At 36.3% G+C, this 15,352-nt stretch carries 21 protein-coding genes; 15 read left to right on the forward strand and 6 right to left on the reverse strand.

The annotated features are described in order from the left end of the window. The 4 genes from pdhB to MHH66_RS06980 all read left to right on the forward strand — a co-directional run bounded on the left by pdhB (window position 1) and on the right by MHH66_RS06980 (window position 4,222). Entirely contained in the window at window positions 1-978 is a 978-nt protein-coding gene (pdhB, locus tag MHH66_RS06965; protein WP_002033837.1) for a pyruvate dehydrogenase complex E1 component subunit beta, read from the forward strand. 93 nt (window positions 979-1,071) lie between these two features. Further along, window positions 1,072-2,364: a pyruvate dehydrogenase complex dihydrolipoyllysine-residue acetyltransferase gene (gene pdhC / locus MHH66_RS06970; protein WP_002033838.1), complete on the forward strand. Its 1,293-nt coding sequence runs from the start codon at window positions 1,072-1,074 to the stop codon at window positions 2,362-2,364. A 5-nt stretch (window positions 2,365-2,369) separates the two neighbouring features. Beyond that, window positions 2,370-3,782 carry a dihydrolipoyl dehydrogenase gene (lpdA, locus tag MHH66_RS06975; protein WP_002014851.1) on the forward strand — a complete coding sequence of 471 codons (1,413 nt, stop codon included), beginning with the start codon at window positions 2,370-2,372 and terminating at the stop codon, window positions 3,780-3,782. A 212-nt stretch (window positions 3,783-3,994) separates the two neighbouring features. Then, complete coding sequence (locus MHH66_RS06980) at window positions 3,995-4,222, forward strand: hypothetical protein (RefSeq protein ID WP_002088334.1); 228 nt, start codon at window positions 3,995-3,997, stop codon at window positions 4,220-4,222. Window position 4,223: 1 nt separating this feature from the next. Here MHH66_RS06980 and MHH66_RS06985 read toward each other — a convergent pair whose 3' ends face one another. After that, window positions 4,224-4,616: a DUF1885 family protein gene (locus MHH66_RS06985; RefSeq protein WP_002014853.1), complete on the reverse strand. Its 393-nt coding sequence runs from the start codon at window positions 4,614-4,616 to the stop codon at window positions 4,224-4,226. A gap of 134 nt (window positions 4,617-4,750) precedes the next feature. Here MHH66_RS06985 and MHH66_RS06990 point away from each other — a divergent pair, with 134 nt between their 5' ends. The 4 genes from MHH66_RS06990 to MHH66_RS07005 all read left to right on the forward strand — a co-directional run bounded on the left by MHH66_RS06990 (window position 4,751) and on the right by MHH66_RS07005 (window position 5,732). Further along, a complete protein-coding gene (locus MHH66_RS06990; RefSeq protein WP_000462037.1) occupies window positions 4,751-5,047 on the forward strand; it encodes a DUF3055 domain-containing protein in 297 nt (98 codons plus the stop codon). A 195-nt stretch (window positions 5,048-5,242) separates the two neighbouring features. Beyond that, a complete protein-coding gene (locus MHH66_RS06995) occupies window positions 5,243-5,371 on the forward strand; it encodes a GapA-binding peptide SR1P (protein ID WP_000536778.1) in 129 nt (42 codons plus the stop codon). A gap of 59 nt (window positions 5,372-5,430) precedes the next feature. Beyond that, complete coding sequence (locus MHH66_RS07000; protein ID WP_002146000.1) at window positions 5,431-5,559, forward strand: GapA-binding peptide SR1P; 129 nt, start codon at window positions 5,431-5,433, stop codon at window positions 5,557-5,559. 44 nt (window positions 5,560-5,603) lie between these two features. Next, the gene (locus MHH66_RS07005) at window positions 5,604-5,732 is read left to right on the forward strand and encodes a GapA-binding peptide SR1P (RefSeq protein ID WP_002142969.1); all 129 of its coding nucleotides are present in this window, start codon (window positions 5,604-5,606) and stop codon (window positions 5,730-5,732) included. 37 nt (window positions 5,733-5,769) lie between these two features. Here MHH66_RS07005 and MHH66_RS07010 read toward each other — a convergent pair whose 3' ends face one another. After that, window positions 5,770-6,600, reverse strand: coding sequence for a protein-glutamine gamma-glutamyltransferase (locus tag MHH66_RS07010; protein WP_002066931.1), 831 nt, complete (start codon window positions 6,598-6,600; stop codon window positions 5,770-5,772). A 619-nt stretch (window positions 6,601-7,219) separates the two neighbouring features. Next, entirely contained in the window at window positions 7,220-8,692 is a 1,473-nt protein-coding gene (gene speA, locus MHH66_RS07015; RefSeq protein WP_078184367.1) for an arginine decarboxylase, read from the reverse strand. 383 nt (window positions 8,693-9,075) lie between these two features. On the opposite strand from speA, the gene MHH66_RS07020 reads away from it, so the two are divergent. Next, window positions 9,076-9,345 (forward strand): UPF0223 family protein, encoded by a 270-nt coding sequence (locus MHH66_RS07020; RefSeq protein WP_078184366.1) that lies wholly within the window; start codon window positions 9,076-9,078, stop codon window positions 9,343-9,345. A gap of 80 nt (window positions 9,346-9,425) precedes the next feature. Here the strand turns inward: MHH66_RS07020 and MHH66_RS07025 are convergent, their stop codons facing one another. Next, window positions 9,426-10,052, reverse strand: coding sequence for a YktB family protein (locus MHH66_RS07025; RefSeq protein WP_078184365.1), 627 nt, complete (start codon window positions 10,050-10,052; stop codon window positions 9,426-9,428). A 205-nt stretch (window positions 10,053-10,257) separates the two neighbouring features. Here MHH66_RS07025 and MHH66_RS07030 point away from each other — a divergent pair, with 205 nt between their 5' ends. Next, window positions 10,258-10,446: a hypothetical protein gene (locus tag MHH66_RS07030; RefSeq protein WP_002121995.1), complete on the forward strand. Its 189-nt coding sequence runs from the start codon at window positions 10,258-10,260 to the stop codon at window positions 10,444-10,446. An 88-nt stretch (window positions 10,447-10,534) separates the two neighbouring features. Beyond that, entirely contained in the window at window positions 10,535-11,326 is a 792-nt protein-coding gene (locus MHH66_RS07035) for an inositol monophosphatase family protein (protein WP_060749584.1), read from the forward strand. A gap of 44 nt (window positions 11,327-11,370) precedes the next feature. On the opposite strand, the gene MHH66_RS07040 is transcribed toward MHH66_RS07035, so the two are convergent. After that, window positions 11,371-11,550, reverse strand: a complete 180-nt coding sequence (locus MHH66_RS07040) for a DUF5325 family protein (RefSeq protein WP_000400127.1) — start codon at window positions 11,548-11,550, stop codon at window positions 11,371-11,373. A 140-nt stretch (window positions 11,551-11,690) separates the two neighbouring features. Between MHH66_RS07040 and typA the strand changes: the two genes are divergently transcribed. From typA to MHH66_RS07055, 3 genes are all read left to right on the forward strand, one after another. After that, window positions 11,691-13,535: a translational GTPase TypA gene (typA, locus tag MHH66_RS07045; protein ID WP_002014867.1), complete on the forward strand. Its 1,845-nt coding sequence runs from the start codon at window positions 11,691-11,693 to the stop codon at window positions 13,533-13,535. Between the two features lie 159 nt (window positions 13,536-13,694). Beyond that, the gene (locus MHH66_RS07050; RefSeq protein WP_000893662.1) at window positions 13,695-13,997 is read left to right on the forward strand and encodes a YlaH-like family protein; all 303 of its coding nucleotides are present in this window, start codon (window positions 13,695-13,697) and stop codon (window positions 13,995-13,997) included. Between the two features lie 14 nt (window positions 13,998-14,011). Continuing rightward, the gene (locus MHH66_RS07055) at window positions 14,012-14,287 is read left to right on the forward strand and encodes a hypothetical protein (protein ID WP_063219147.1); all 276 of its coding nucleotides are present in this window, start codon (window positions 14,012-14,014) and stop codon (window positions 14,285-14,287) included. Window positions 14,288-14,322: 35 nt separating this feature from the next. Here MHH66_RS07055 and MHH66_RS07060 read toward each other — a convergent pair whose 3' ends face one another. Further along, a complete protein-coding gene (locus MHH66_RS07060; protein ID WP_002094429.1) occupies window positions 14,323-14,523 on the reverse strand; it encodes a YlaI family protein in 201 nt (66 codons plus the stop codon). 145 nt (window positions 14,524-14,668) lie between these two features. Between MHH66_RS07060 and MHH66_RS07065 the strand changes: the two genes are divergently transcribed. Beyond that, window positions 14,669-15,124: a pyridoxamine 5'-phosphate oxidase family protein gene (locus MHH66_RS07065; RefSeq protein ID WP_002014791.1), complete on the forward strand. Its 456-nt coding sequence runs from the start codon at window positions 14,669-14,671 to the stop codon at window positions 15,122-15,124. Window positions 15,125-15,352 lie beyond the last annotated feature (228 nt).

A 15,352-nucleotide genomic window follows, 5' to 3' on the forward strand; every position in this document is an offset into this window, starting at 1 on the left:
ATGGCTCAAATGACAATGATTCAAGCAATCACTGATGCTTTACGCGTTGAAATGAAAAATGATCCTAACGTACTTGTGTTTGGTGAAGACGTTGGTGTAAACGGCGGAGTATTCCGTGCTACTGAAGGTTTACAAGCTGAATTCGGTGAAGATCGTGTAATGGATACTCCACTTGCAGAGTCTGGTATTGGTGGACTTGCAGTTGGACTTGCACTTGAAGGATTCCGTCCAGTTCCAGAAATCCAATTCTTCGGTTTCATTTTTGAAGTAATGGATTCAGTTTCTGGTCAATTAGCTCGTATGCGTTACCGTTCTGGTGGACGTTGGACTGCTCCAGTAACAATTCGTTCTCCATTCGGTGGTGGTGTTCATACTCCTGAACTACATGCTGATAGCTTAGAAGGATTAGTGGCACAACAACCTGGTCTAAAAGTTGTTATTCCATCTACTCCATACGATGCAAAAGGTCTTTTAATCTCTGCGATTCGTGACAACGATCCAGTTATCTACTTAGAGCATATGAAATTGTACCGTTCATTCCGTCAAGATGTACCAGAAGGTGATTACACAATTGATTTAGGCAAAGCTGACATCAAACGTGAAGGTACAGATGTATCTGTTATCGCTTATGGTGCTATGGTTCATGCTGCATTAAAAGCTGCTGAAGAACTTGAAAAAGAAGGTATCTCTTTAGAGGTTGTTGACTTACGTACAGTTCAACCATTAGATATCGAAACAATCATCGCTTCTGTTGAAAAAACAGGCCGCGTAGTTGTAGTTCAAGAAGCTCAAAAACAAGCTGGTATTGCAGCTAACGTTGTAGCGGAAATTAACGACCGTGCAATCTTAAACTTAGAAGCTCCAGTTGTACGTGTTGCAGCTGCTGATACAGTATTCCCATTCTCTCAAGCTGAGAGCGTATGGTTACCAAACCATAAAGATATTGTTGAAGCTGTTAACAAAGTAATGAACTTCTAATTTTTAGTTTTTCATGTGCAAAAGAAATCAGCACATGCTGGTTTCTTTTGTACATATTCCATAATAATGAAATGAATCAGGGGGCTGAATTCCGTGGCATTTGAATTTAAACTACCAGATATCGGTGAAGGTATCCACGAAGGTGAAATCGTAAAATGGTTTATTAAACCAGGCGATGAAGTAAATGAAGATGATGTACTTCTTGAAGTACAAAATGATAAAGCAGTAGTAGAAATCCCTTCTCCTGTTAAAGGTAAAGTACTTGAAGTACTTGTAGAAGAAGGAACAGTTGCAATTGTAGGAGATACATTAATTAAATTTGATGCTCCTGGATACGAAAACCTTAAATTTAAAGGTGACGATCATGATGAAGCTCCAAAAGCTGAAGAAGCAGCAGTAGAAGCTCCAGCAGCGGAAACTACTCCAGCAGCAACTGCAGAAGTAGTAAATGAGCGTGTAATCGCTATGCCATCTGTTCGTAAATATGCTCGTGAAAAAGGTGTAGATATTCATAAAGTAGCTGGTTCTGGTAAGAACGGCCGTGTTGTGAAAACTGACATCGATGCATTTGCAAATGGTGGACAAACTGTAGCAGCAACTGAGGCTCCAGCAGCAGTAGAAGCTACTCCAGCAGCAGCAGCGAAAGAAGAAGCACCAAAAGCACAACCAATCCCAGCTGGTGAATATCCAGAAACTCGTGAGAAAATGAGTGGTATCCGTAAAGCGATTGCGAAAGCAATGGTTAACTCTAAGCATACAGCTCCTCACGTAACATTAATGGATGAAGTAGATGTAACAGAACTTGTTGCTCACCGTAAGAAGTTCAAAGCTGTTGCAGCTGACAAAGGTATTAAATTAACTTACCTTCCATACGTTGTAAAAGCTTTAACATCTGCATTACGTGAATTCCCAATGTTGAATACTGCTTTAGACGATGCTTCTCAAGAAATCGTTCATAAACATTACTTCAACATCGGTATCGCAGCTGATACAGACAAAGGTCTATTAGTACCAGTTGTTAAAGATACAGATCGTAAATCTATCTTTACTATTTCTAACGAGATCAATGAACTTGCTGGTAAAGCACGTGATGGTCGTTTAGCTCCAACTGAAATGAAAGGTGCTTCTTGCACAATTACAAACATTGGTTCTGCAGGTGGACAATGGTTCACTCCAGTTATCAATCACCCAGAAGTAGCAATCCTTGGTATCGGCCGTATCGCTGAGAAACCAGTTGTGAAAAACGGTGAAATCGTTGCAGCTCCAGTATTAGCATTATCTCTAAGCTTTGACCATCGTTTAATTGACGGCGCAACTGCTCAAAAAGCATTAAACCAAATTAAACGTCTATTGAATGACCCACAATTATTAGTAATGGAGGCGTAATAACAATGGTAGTAGGAGATTTCCCAATTGAATTAGATACAGTCGTTGTTGGTGCAGGTCCTGGTGGATACGTTGCGGCAATTCGTGCAGCACAATTAGGTCAAAAGGTAGCGATTATTGAAAAATCTAACCTTGGTGGCGTATGCTTAAACGTTGGATGTATTCCTTCAAAAGCGTTAATCAATGCAGGTCATCGTTATGAGAATGCAATGCATTCTGATGACATGGGTATCACTGCAGAGAACGTAAAAGTTGACTTTACAAAAGTTCAAGAATGGAAAAACGGCGTAGTTAAGAAATTAACTGGCGGTGTTGAAGGCCTTCTTAAAGGTAACAAAGTTGAAATCATTCGCGGTGAAGCTTACTTCGTAGATGCTAACACATTACGCGTAATGACTGAAGATGCAGCACAAACTTATACGTTTAAAAATGCTGTTCTTGCAACTGGTTCTACACCAATCGAAATTCCAGGATTCAAATACTCTAAACGTGTTATCAACTCTACAGGCGCTTTAAGTTTACCTGAAATTCCTAAAAAACTTGTTGTAATCGGCGGCGGTTACATCGGTATGGAATTAGGTACTGCATATGCTAACTTCGGTACAGAAGTTACTGTAGTAGAAGCTGGCGACGAAATCTTAGCTGGTTTCGAAAAAGCTATGAGCTCTGTTGTTAAACGTGCTCTACAGAAAAAAGGTAACGTAAATATCCATACAAAAGCTATGGCTAAAGGCGTTGAAGAAACAGAAACTGGCGTAAAAGTTAGCTTTGAAGTTAACGGTGAAATCCAAACTGTAGAAGCAGATTACGTATTAGTAACTGTAGGTCGTCGTCCAAACACTCAAGAAATCGGTCTTGAGCAAGTTGGAATTAAAATGACTGACCGTGGCATTATCGAAATTGATGAGCAATGCCGTACAAATATTTCAAACATCTATGCAATCGGTGATATCGTTCCTGGACCACCATTAGCTCACAAAGCTTCTTACGAAGGTAAAGTAGCTGTTGAAGTAATTAGTGGTCATGCATCAGCAATCGATTACATCGGAATTCCTGCAGTATGCTTCACTGATCCAGAATTAGCATCTGTTGGTTACACTAAGAAACAAGCTGAAGAAGCAGGAATGACAGTAGCTGTATCTAAGTTCCCATTCGCTGCAAACGGTCGTGCGTTATCATTAAACAGCACTGACGGTTTCTTACAACTTGTAACGCGTAAAGAAGATGGTCTTCTTGTAGGTGCACAAGTTGCAGGTGCAGGTGCTTCTGATATTATCTCTGAGATTGGTTTAGCTATCGAAGCTGGAATGACAGCTGAAGATATCGCTCAAACAATCCATGCTCACCCAACATTAGGTGAAATCACAATGGAAGCAGCTGAAGTTGCTCTTGGAATGCCAATTCACATTGTAAAATAATTTAAGTAATGTAAATACCCCATCTCTTATTTAAAGAGATGGGGTATTTTTATTTTCATAAAATGACTTGCAAGGTCTTTATATGTACTTGTCGAATGAATATATAATACTTTAAATGAACCGTTAGCATATATGCCGTTATATAATATGTAATTGATTCAAACTTAATCCCATATATTAATAAAATAGAGCATGTCAAAGGAGAAGGTTCCATGAGAATATTACATGTTATATTTTATCATTTTCTATTATGGAGTGGTTTTTCCATTGTATTAACATTATCGAATGGTGATAAGTTTCATTATAAAGTAATTCTCTTTTTCGTATTTCTTTATTTGGCATATGTGATTGCATGTTTTGTATTACACGTAAGAAAGCAGGCATTATTCCTTACGTGTTCAAATTGCATACTTTTTTTAATCATATTCTCTATTTTTTAAATTAACGTTTATAGAAATACATTGTTCTTCCATTAAATAGTTGTAACTCTCCTTCTAATTTCTTCGCTAGAAAACGGCTAAATTCATTTGCTTTTCCTTTATCACCAAATGTTGCTGTAGTAGGCAAAGAAACCTGAATAAAAGATTGTTCCTTTTCTATTCCAATCCCAACATAAATAGAATCATATCGATCGTGACTCGATTGGAGTTTTAATGTTGTTGCTGATGTATCTAATATTTCATAAGGAAAAGCTGTATTTGTATAAGCATAATTAATTTGATCACCAGTCTTGGAAGTAACGGTTTTATAGTTATGAAAAAGGTGTTTAACATCTTCTATTGAAACAGATTGTTGATTGGATTTAGGTACAAGTGTGATAAAGGCGTGTTGCATACAAATTCCTCCTTAGCTTAGTAGAATAATATCATTCTACATCCTACTGAATTTTTTGACAATTAAAAGGAGTATTACTTTTTTTGTTTAATATATTAATGAGTAGGAAGTGTTATTTAGAAAGGTGGAAACTCATGTTTGAAAAATTGTATGATGAGCATGAAAGTGTGAAGGTACGATTTTTAGGATTTATGACGCATGATACACGTTATGATTTTGGAGTTATTTATACAAATATGTTTTTTGGAAAGCCACTTATTGTTTGTATGCAAACAGGGAGATCTACTTTGCTTGGGAGAGATGATGTAGAAAATGTTCCATATATACAGGAAACTTTTAAGTTAGGATCGGAAGAGGAGGCGGAGGAGTTAGCTCAGTTTTTTAAATTTCTTGTTCCGTCTACTTCTTTGCATGCGGAGTATGAAGAATAATTAACAAGAAACAGTCGTACGTATGAGATATGGCTGTTTTTTTGTGTTAATATCGCATACTAATTTAATTTTAAAATATTTAATGTGTTATACTAAAAACCTATTGACGTAAAAAGTATAACATATTAAAATAAAGACAGAAAGTTAAGCGGTTACAAAAGTTTTTGGGATTATAAACTTAGGGGGAAATGAAAAATGGGAACAATCGTATGTCAAGATTGTGAAGGTACAATTGCACACTTCGAGGATGAGAAAGTAACGGTACTTTACGGGAAATGTGGATCTTGCGGATGTGATCACACAGAACATACAAAAGCCCAATAATTGATAGGAAATTGACAGCTAAAAGTTTTTAGGACCATAAACTTAGGGGGAAATGAAAAATGGGAACAATCGTATGCCAAGTTTGTGAAGGAACAATCGGACATTTTGAAGATGAGAAAACGACAGTACTTTATGGGAAATGTGGTTCCAATTGTGACTGTGCTAGTAGAGAAAATGCGAAAGCTTAATCATATATAAGTAGATTATTCTTTAAACTCAGGGGGAAATGAAAATGGGAACAATCGTATGCCAAGTTTGTGAAGGAACAATCGCACATTTTGAAGATGAAAAATCAACAGTACTTTATGGGAAATGTGGATCTCATTGCGAATGTGACCATACAGAACATACAAAAGCTTAATAATTAAGAAAAAACGCCTACACATGTAGGCGTTTTTTTAATAGATTGTAGTTGTATGCCCGACTGTTGCAACAATTGCATCATCTCTAATAGGAATAAATCCTATTGATGTTTGTGGCGTGTTAGGAGGGGCATATTGACTCATCATACGGCTATCAATACGAGTAATAAAATCGGTTAAATAAGCTGAAATAAAAGCATAAGGAATCCTTCGTTCATTTAATGAATAAATAATTTCCTCTTTCGTTTTTACGCCTACGCCATGTCCGTAAAAAAAGAAGTTTCCTAGATAGATTGTATTTTCTCCTTGCCACTCAATCGTAGCTGGATTAACTTGTGGATTTTTAAAGTAAACGAGGTCACCTGGAACGATATCGCCACTCGTTTTTGTTATGAGCTTTAAGTCGCGATCGTAGTCCCATGTATAAAGTAAGAGGTTTGCGAATAGACGGTTGAAAGTTTTTTCCTCATATAATGATAGTAATGCTTTGTAAAAAATGATAATCATTGCGGTGGCACATTCAGTTCCATATAGTTTTCCGTTTTTAAAAATATCTTGGATGGCAATGGAAGGGGCTATGTTTGGGAGTAGTTGAAATCCGCCAAGTGATGTTCTTTCCCAAAACTGAGGATTGCAAAAAGATTGTTGAAACGTACGAAACTGAAATCCACTTTGAAAAAGTTCTAGCGCGGAAGTAATAATATTAACTCGTAAATTAAGATCAAAGCTGAGTTCATCGGCTGTTCGGAAGGAATAAACTTCTTGATTTCCCGCCATTATGGATAAAATCTGTTGTTTTTCAGCTGCAAATGGCTCATATTCATTTGTGATATAAGGGTGTACAATAGAACGGCCTATCACAATCATAATGGTATCCCCACCTATACGTTACAGATTTCGCGATACGGGAAAGCCTATATTGGACTTTAGACATAGGATGAAAGTATCGCTTTTTCATAGAAAAACATTTATCCCGCTATTTGCGGGCAGTAAGAATTCCACCTCAAAATTCGGCTGGAGCCCTGCTACCCGTAAACGCCCGATTGGTGAAGGCTAATAATCAGTGGGGATGAACAAAACCCCACTGATTAAAGTTTCACTTTATATTTTGGTAGACTTTAACTACAGACAAGTACAAGTCTTTAAAACGCCAATGTGTTCTTTGAAAAAAGATAGCATAGGGAGTTCGATAGCCGAATTCAAGCTATCGGTAAAATGATATGTGTCGTCAAGAACAAGACGCTAAAACACCTGAACACGAATCTGTACGGTATGGTATAAGTACCGTAGCTCACGAACCTATACGGTCTGTTGTGAGAGTGGTGATGGCACACCGCAATCTTGCACGTCAGCGATACCAGAAATGGACTTCGCCTTAGGTAGCAAGAATTCCACTGATGTTAGTCAGCTTGCCCCATTAGGGTGGGAATGTCAAATTCTTTAGTATCGTATGAAAAAAAGAGAAAAAAGGTGAAAGAAAAGCCTATCAACTGATAGGCTTGTACTCTTTAATAACACGTAATGTTTGTAATGTCATATCTTCAGGACCTTGTACAGGTAACCCAGCTTCTAAATTTTTAAGAATATACTCTAAGTTATCTTGTGTAATAATTTCCCCCGGAGTAAAGATTGGAATCCCTGGCGGATAAACCATAACAAAATCAGCTATAATACGACCTGCTGCGTTTTCAAATGGAATGACTTCTGTTTCTGAATAAAAAGCATCTCTAGGAGAAAGTGCTAGCACAGGTATTTCAGGTATTTCTACTTGTACTTGAACACCTTTGTCTGCTCTATTTCTATATGTTGCTGCTAAATCTTGTAATGCTGTAATAAGTGTATCTGTTTCACTTTCTGTATCTCCAAATGTGATAAGACAAAGTATGTTATATAAATCAGAGAGTTCTACTTCAATGTTGTAATGTTCTCTAAGCCATACTTCAGCCTGATGGCCTGTAATACCTAAATCTTTTACAGATACAATTATCTTTGTAGGATCATAGTTAAAAGTAGCATCTGTTCCTAGCATTTCTTTTCCAGGACAATAAAGATGCTCAATAACATTTATAGCATCACGAACATGCTCAGCTAATTGTATTGTTTGTTCTATGAGAGCTGTTCCTTCTGTAGCAAGACGTTTTCTAGCAACATCAAGGGATGCTAACAAAATGTAAGAAGTTGATGTAGTCGTAAGCATGCTAATAATGGATTGGACATGCTTTACGTTCACAAGACCTTCTTTTACATTAAGAATAGAGCTTTGGGTTAAAGACCCACCTAATTTGTGAACACTTGTTGCTGCCATATCTGCACCTGCTTGCATAGCTGATATTGGTAGTTCATCATGAAAATGGATATGAACACCGTGAGCCTCATCAACAAGTACAGGAATATCGTAAGAATGAGCTAATTCTACAATCTGCTCTAAATCTGCAGCAAACCCAAAATATGTTGGATTTATAACAAGTAAGCCTTTCGCATCTGAGTGCTCTTCAAGAGCCTTTTTGACAGATTGAATTGTGATCCCATGTGAAATACCGAGCTTCGGATCAATCTCAGGATGCATGAAAATTGGTTTTGCACCTGAGAAAATAATAGCTGACATTACTGATTTATGCACATTCCGTGGCACGAGGATTTTATCCCCAGGACCGCACACGCTCATCACCATTGTCATAATTGCACCACTTGTACCTTGAATAGAAAAGAACGTATGATCTGCACCGAAAGCAGCGGCTGCTAAATCCTGTGCTTCTTTAATCATACCTTTTGGATGATGTAAATCATCGAGCGGCGCAATATTAATTAAATCAATTGCTAATGCATTATGCCCAATAAATTCGCGAAATGTAGGATCCATGCCCTGTCCTTTTTTATGACCAGGAATATGGAATTGAACTGGATTTCGCTTACTGTGCTCAACTAAATCGGTAAACAATGGTGTTTCGTATTGGGACAATCTATACACCCCTTCTTCTTCGTAATATTTATTAGAGTTTGTTTTATATGATTTCATCTCATTCTAAAAGGAAATTAAGATGACAAACTTTTAGAACTTGACTTGTTTTTCTGCCATTCGCAAAAGCCTTTTTGGGGATGGTAGTCTCACTTTATTCTCTATAAAACAAAAGCATTATATCACCAATAATTATAGATGTATAGAAAAATCGCATTTTCAAGGTGAGTATGTTTAATAGTTATATTTTAAATACTGCAAAGAGGAAGACAATTCCATTGAAATGGATAAATGGTGTATAATGCAGAGTGGCTATAGTGAAGAATAAAAGGTTGTCTTAAAGGTAGCATAATGGAAAAAGAAAGAATACTGAATGAGGTGCAAAAATGGAATATCAATATCCACTTGATTACAATTGGTCAAATGAAGAAATGGTAGCAGTTGTAAAGTTTTATGAAGCGATTGAAAAGGTATACGAAAAAGGAGTTTTGAGAGAAGATTTGATGGAATTATATCGTCGTTTTAAAGAGATTGTGCCATCGAAGGCAGCGGAGAAAAAAATTGATAAAGAATTTCAAGAAGTAAGTGGATATTCTATATATCGTACGATTCAAAAAGCAAAGGAAGTAGCAGAAAAAAAGATTATTAAAATGTAAAAATATTTTGAAAAATAAAATATGAAGTGCTATAATGTGATAACAACTAAAAACGGACAATATAAATTGTCCGTTTTCTACTATCGATTACAAAGTGCATATAAAGGAAGGAGTGGTTGCATCGTAGATTCAATCTTAGCAAGGAATTGTTCGTTGGTCATTGCTGAAAACTCCTCTGGTGATATATGAATACCGACTAATAACTCTGCTTTTTTCACAGTAGCTAAACGTTCAATCATCTTTTGTAAGACTTCCGTTTCAAGCGTTTTATGTAGTTTTACACCTGGTTTAGTATGGTCAATGGACCAAACGAAGTCATTTGGAATATTTGTTTTTAAATCATTTAAATGTTCTAAGAAGGCGTGAGCCGTCTCCACTTTTTGTGGACACTCATAGATTAAACCAAAGTATATGAAGGCGTGAGTACCCCATAAACCAATTTGAAAGTGTGGTAACATTTTATATCCACGTTTATTTGTTGAAAAAGCAACCCAAGTATCGTTTGGTGGATTGACTTTGCGGCGTGCATGTTTTGCTACATGGTAGAAAAAGTTTTCATCAGTTTGTTGTGATAAATATTCTGCAAATTGTTCCCCTAAAGCTTCTAGCTTAGGATGAATATTCGTTTTAATTGCGCTCATTCGTTCTTCAAGACCATCAACAGTAAAGACTTCAAAATCAGTTGATGTGAATGTTTGTAGTGTCATGATTGTTCCTCCAACTCCTATTTTGTTTTAATTTTAGCATAGCTTGTACTATTCATAAAAAAAACAGCACAAAAAAATTTAAATAAAAAAATATAATTTTGTTGCATAGATGATTTATCCAACATAGTATAGTATAAAACAAAAAATCAGAAAATTGAATCAATTCTAGTCCGAGGGCAGACGAATATTGGGAGGAGGCAAAAAAATGAGACAGGTGATTAATGCGTTAAAGAGAACAGATGCTGAAAAGAGAATTCCGGTGCTACGTTTGGAGCTAGATTATGAATTAGCAACTTTATATGATGCTATGATGGATAACGACAAACAGAAAAAAGAAGAGTGCGTACAAAAATTAGAAGTGTTAAGACTTGAAATGATCCGTTTAGAAGCGTAATAATAGTATATGTATAAATAATTAGTTGGTGCGAACCTTATAAAGGGTTCGTTTTTTCTGTGAACAGTATAGATCGGAGTGTTTAAACATGCAAGAAGTATGGAAAGACATCGATACACACGCGAAACAGTGGATTCGAGAAGCCGGAGAACATTTAATGGCATCACTGAAAAAAACACTTATTATAGAAACAAAGTCAAATGCAGCTGATCTAGTAACAAACATGGACCGAGAAACGGAGCAGTTTTTAATTGGGAAAATTAAAGAAACATTCCCGGCTCATAATATTTTAGGAGAAGAAGGCTATGGAGATGAGATTACCTCTTCTAATGGGGTTGTTTGGTTAATTGATCCAATTGATGGCACGATGAACTTTGTTCATCAAAAAAGAAATTTCGCAATCTCAATCGGGATTTATGAGAACGGTATCGGAAAGATTGGTCTTATTTATGATCCAGTTCATGACGAACTATATCATGCGGTAAAGGGAGAAGGGGCTTTTTGCAATGATTTAGCTATTCCCATGTTGGAAAAAGGAACGGTAGAGCACGGAGTTATAGCTTTGAATGCGATATGGCTTACTGATAATCCATTGCTTAATATGGAAAAAATGATGATGCTCGTTAAGAAGGCGAGAGGTACGAGGTCATATGGTTGTGCAGCGTTAGAAATGGTATATGTTGCCACGGGAAGATTAGACGCATATGTAACACCGCGCTTATCGCCATGGGACTTTGGCGGGGGACAGATTATTGTAGAGGAAGTTGGCGGTAAAGTGACAACGTTCTTGGGAACGCCTCTTTCTATTGTAGAGAAAAGCAGTGTGTTAGTTGCAAAACCAGGAGTATACGAAGAATTATTACCATTTGTATCGCAATAATGAAAAAAAGTAAGAGGCATAAAGAAGCTTCTTACTTTTTAATGTTATTGCGATTTACGCATTTTTCTTTTTGTTACAAAACCGTATCCAACTGTAACAAATGTGCCGATTATGCAAATAATAATGCCGATGGGACTATTTTCAGCAATCATAATTCCGATACCAATTAAGAAGATAACACCGATAATTGCTGTTAATAAAAAGCGATATTGAATGTGTTCCATTTCTTCACCCTCCAATCTTATTTTACTTTCACAAAAGTAAGAATACAACTATATTTTCATTCTTGATTTTATTTTGATTGCCATTGTATCCCCTTCGCTCTTATAATAGAGAAGGATTAAAAAGACATTAGGAGTTGGACATGTTGAAAAAACGACAAGATTTACGAAATATAGCAATTATTGCCCACGTTGACCATGGTAAAACAACACTTGTTGACCAGTTATTACGTCAAGCGGGGACGTTCCGTGCGAATGAACATATTGAAGAACGCGCAATGGACTCAAATGATCTAGAAAGAGAACGTGGTATTACAATTTTAGCGAAGAATACTGCGATTCACTATGAAGATAAAAGAATTAACATTTTAGATACACCTGGTCACGCTGACTTCGGTGGAGAAGTAGAACGTATCATGAAAATGGTTGATGGTGTTCTACTTGTAGTTGATGCATATGAAGGTTGTATGCCACAAACACGATTTGTTTTAAAGAAAGCTCTTGAGCAAAACTTAACTCCAATCGTTGTTGTAAACAAAATTGACCGTGACTTCGCTCGCCCTGATGAAGTAGTTGATGAAGTAGTTGACTTATTCATCGAACTTGGTGCAAACGAAGATCAATTAGAGTTCCCAGTTGTATTTGCATCAGCAATGAACGGAACAGCAAGCTTAGATTCAAATCCAGCAAATCAAGAAGAGAATATGAAATCATTGTTTGACACAATCATTGAACATATTCCAGCACCAATTGATAACAGCGAAGAGCCACTTCAATTCCAAGTAGCACTTCTTGATTACAATGACTATGTTGGTCGTATTGGGGTTGGACGCGTATTCCGCGGTACAATGAAAGTAGGACAACAAGTTGCATTAATGAAAGTTGACGGAAGTGTAAAACAATTCCGTGTAACTAAATTATTTGGTTACATTGGATTAAAACGTCAAGAAATTGAAGAAGCAAAAGCTGGAGATTTAGTAGCTGTTTCAGGTATGGAAGACATTAACGTAGGTGAAACGGTATGTCCGGTTGAGCATGAAGAGGCTTTACCATTATTACGTATTGATGAGCCAACATTACAAATGACATTCCTTGTAAATAACAGCCCATTTGCAGGTCGTGAAGGTAAATTCATTACTTCTCGTAAAATTGAAGAGCGTCTTCGTTCACAATTAGAGACAGATGTAAGTTTACGTGTAGATAATACAGATTCTCCTGATGCATGGATCGTATCTGGACGCGGAGAGTTACATTTATCTATCTTAATTGAAAACATGCGTCGTGAAGGTTATGAACTACAAGTATCTAAGCCTGAAGTAATTATTAAAGATGTCGATGGCGTAAGAAGTGAGCCTGTAGAGCGCGTACAAATCGATGTTCCTGAAGAATACACTGGTTCTATTATGGAATCAATGGGCGCACGTAAAGGTGAAATGTTAGATATGGTGAATAACGGAAACGGTCAAGTTCGCCTTACTTTCATGGTTCCAGCACGTGGGTTAATTGGTTACACAACAGAATTCCTAACATTAACTCGTGGTTATGGTATTTTAAACCACACATTTGATTGCTACCAACCAGTACATGCTGGACAAGTGGGTGGACGTCGTCAAGGTGTTCTAGTTTCACTTGAAGCAGGAAAAGCATCACAATACGGTATTATGCAAGTTGAAGACCGTGGTGTAATCTTCGTTGAACCAGGTACAGAAGTATATGCTGGTATGATCGTTGGAGAACATACACGTGAGAATGATTTAACAGTTAACGTTGTAAAAATGAAACAACAAACGAATATTCGTTCTGCAACGAAAGATCAAACTTCAACAATGAAAAAACCACGCTTAATGACTTTAGAAGAGTCATTAGAGTACTTAAACGATGATGAGTTCTGTGAAGTAACTCCAGAATCAATTCGTCTACGTAAAAAGATTCTTGATAAGAGTGAGCGCGAAAGAGCTGCTAAGAAAAAGAAATCTGTAGAAGCGTAAAAATAAAAAAACAACTACCTTTATAAAAGGTAGTTGTTTTTTTATTTTGTTTATTTTTAGAATATTTATTCTTTTTTTGTGGACAGTATTTTTTTTGCGAGTTACTCTTGTATTAAGTACATAAAGAAAATTTGTTTTTATGAGAAGGGAGGAAAGATAGTGTTAGAAAGAATGTCATTTTTCGCGAAATTGTGCAAAGTTGATGAAAATCCAGAACTAGGGATGTGGTTACTTTATGGAACAATTATTATATTGAGTGCACTTGTATATAATTTAGGATTTGCAAGGAAGCTATCAGTGCTAAAAAATATAGTAATATACATATCTTTAGCAATTGGATGCACGGTATTAACTTTCTTTGCAGTTTTTTTACCAGTTGGAGAGGGGCTCGTTGTAGCGGCGATTGTACTTGGAATTTATAGATTACGTTTACGTCAAGCGAAACAACAAAAGGCAGGGTGAAAAGGGGGAGTTTCATGCGCTCGGTACAAGATGCACTATATAATTGGTTAACAATTAAAACTGTTGCGGAAGCGCGTCCAGATGATAGAGCTGCAGAAGAAACGTATGTATTATTTCAAAATATGATATATGAAGAGCATAAATTACGAAATGTAGAAGTTGAAAAGAACGAGGAAATGTATTTGATTACATATGAAATTGATGGAGAAATAAGGTGTGCAAGATTTCCGGTAGAAGCCATTGATTGTTTTTTGGATCAGATGAATCGTGAACCAGAAAAATACAAATAAGTCCTTATCTATATGATTAAGGACTTATTTCCGGTTTACCAATCGTCTTCTACTTTTTTATCACGATATAATCGGAAATTACCACTCGCATGGCGTTCCATAGTACGCTCTGCAATTCGTTCCGTACATTCCATGCACATATATGTATGAATAGGGCGATTACGCAGTTTTTTTGCCATAGGATTTTCGTCATCTAACATATCTTTTTTATCACAAATCATACATCTGACTCTCATTTCGTCACCTCAATACGAATTCTATCAGTATAAGTATATCATGGAAGCATAATGTTTTTGAATAATAGCGGGAAAAAATAATATTTTCGCAATTCGAAAAATAGGTTATGATAAGGATATATAAATAATATTTGGAGGTGGAAATATGGCGAATGTAGTTGAGCCTACATTGACAGGTGATTTAGTACAATCTTTGCGTAAAGAGTGTATCGTTATGATAGCAACAACAGATTTCGAAAAACAAATTCCTAACGTAAGTGCTATTTCTTGGGTATATGCAGTGAGTGAAACTAGTATTCGATTTGCGGTAGATCAACGCTCACGTATTGTGGGGAATATACGGCATAGTGCAGGGGTTGTATTGACTATAATGGCGAATGAATCCGTATTTTCCATAAGTGGTGAAAGTGAAATTTTAACAGATAGAATGGAAGGGATTCCTCTAAAATTAACGGTAGTAGAAGTGAATGTACAAGAAGTTCGTGATGTTATGTTTTATGGTGCGAAACTTGCTACTGAACCAACATATGAAAAAACATATGATCTTCGAGCAGCTAAAAAGCTTGATAACCAAGTATTAGTTGGAATGAAAGAATTATAAAGAAGATGAATAGGAACATCGTTCATAAACTTTTACAAGTGAGTATTGTGATTTAATGTGAAAAATTATAATAAAAAGTAATATATTGAATAGAAATGAATAAAAAATAAAGAAAAGGTTTAATTTCTATGAATTTCGATTCTACCTCGTTTTTACGGTACATATAATTATAACAATGGTTCGTCCATATTTTATGGATGAAACCCTTGTTCTACAAATTTAAAAGTG

This window comes from Bacillus sp. FSL H8-0492, from assembly GCF_038006145.1.
GTDB lineage: Bacteria > Bacillota > Bacilli > Bacillales > Bacillaceae_G > Bacillus_A > Bacillus_A mycoides.

Bases quoted from the DNA above. Each gene is read 5' to 3' on its own strand.
- pdhB (WP_002033837.1), top strand. From the start codon at position 1: ATGGCTCAAATGACAATGATTCAAGCAATCACTGATGCTTTACGCGTT.
- lpdA (WP_002014851.1), top strand. From the start codon at position 2,370: ATGGTAGTAGGAGATTTCCCAATTGAATTAGATACAGTCGTTGTTGGT.
- MHH66_RS06980 (WP_002088334.1), top strand. From the start codon at position 3,995: ATGAGAATATTACATGTTATATTTTATCATTTTCTATTATGGAGTGGT.
- MHH66_RS06985 (WP_002014853.1), bottom strand. From the start codon at position 4,616: ATGCAACACGCCTTTATCACACTTGTACCTAAATCCAATCAACAATCT.
- MHH66_RS06990 (WP_000462037.1), top strand. From the start codon at position 4,751: ATGTTTGAAAAATTGTATGATGAGCATGAAAGTGTGAAGGTACGATTT.
- MHH66_RS06995 (WP_000536778.1), top strand. From the start codon at position 5,243: ATGGGAACAATCGTATGTCAAGATTGTGAAGGTACAATTGCACACTTC.
- MHH66_RS07000 (WP_002146000.1), top strand. From the start codon at position 5,431: ATGGGAACAATCGTATGCCAAGTTTGTGAAGGAACAATCGGACATTTT.
- MHH66_RS07005 (WP_002142969.1), top strand. From the start codon at position 5,604: ATGGGAACAATCGTATGCCAAGTTTGTGAAGGAACAATCGCACATTTT.
- MHH66_RS07010 (WP_002066931.1), bottom strand. From the start codon at position 6,600: ATGATTGTGATAGGCCGTTCTATTGTACACCCTTATATCACAAATGAA.
- MHH66_RS07020 (WP_078184366.1), top strand. From the start codon at position 9,076: ATGGAATATCAATATCCACTTGATTACAATTGGTCAAATGAAGAAATG.
- MHH66_RS07025 (WP_078184365.1), bottom strand. From the start codon at position 10,052: ATGACACTACAAACATTCACATCAACTGATTTTGAAGTCTTTACTGTT.
- MHH66_RS07030 (WP_002121995.1), top strand. From the start codon at position 10,258: ATGAGACAGGTGATTAATGCGTTAAAGAGAACAGATGCTGAAAAGAGA.
- MHH66_RS07035 (WP_060749584.1), top strand. From the start codon at position 10,535: ATGCAAGAAGTATGGAAAGACATCGATACACACGCGAAACAGTGGATT.
- MHH66_RS07040 (WP_000400127.1), bottom strand. From the start codon at position 11,550: ATGGAACACATTCAATATCGCTTTTTATTAACAGCAATTATCGGTGTT.
- typA (WP_002014867.1), top strand. From the start codon at position 11,691: ATGTTGAAAAAACGACAAGATTTACGAAATATAGCAATTATTGCCCAC.
- MHH66_RS07055 (WP_063219147.1), top strand. From the start codon at position 14,012: ATGCGCTCGGTACAAGATGCACTATATAATTGGTTAACAATTAAAACT.
- MHH66_RS07060 (WP_002094429.1), bottom strand. From the start codon at position 14,523: ATGAGAGTCAGATGTATGATTTGTGATAAAAAAGATATGTTAGATGAC.
- MHH66_RS07065 (WP_002014791.1), top strand. From the start codon at position 14,669: ATGGCGAATGTAGTTGAGCCTACATTGACAGGTGATTTAGTACAATCT.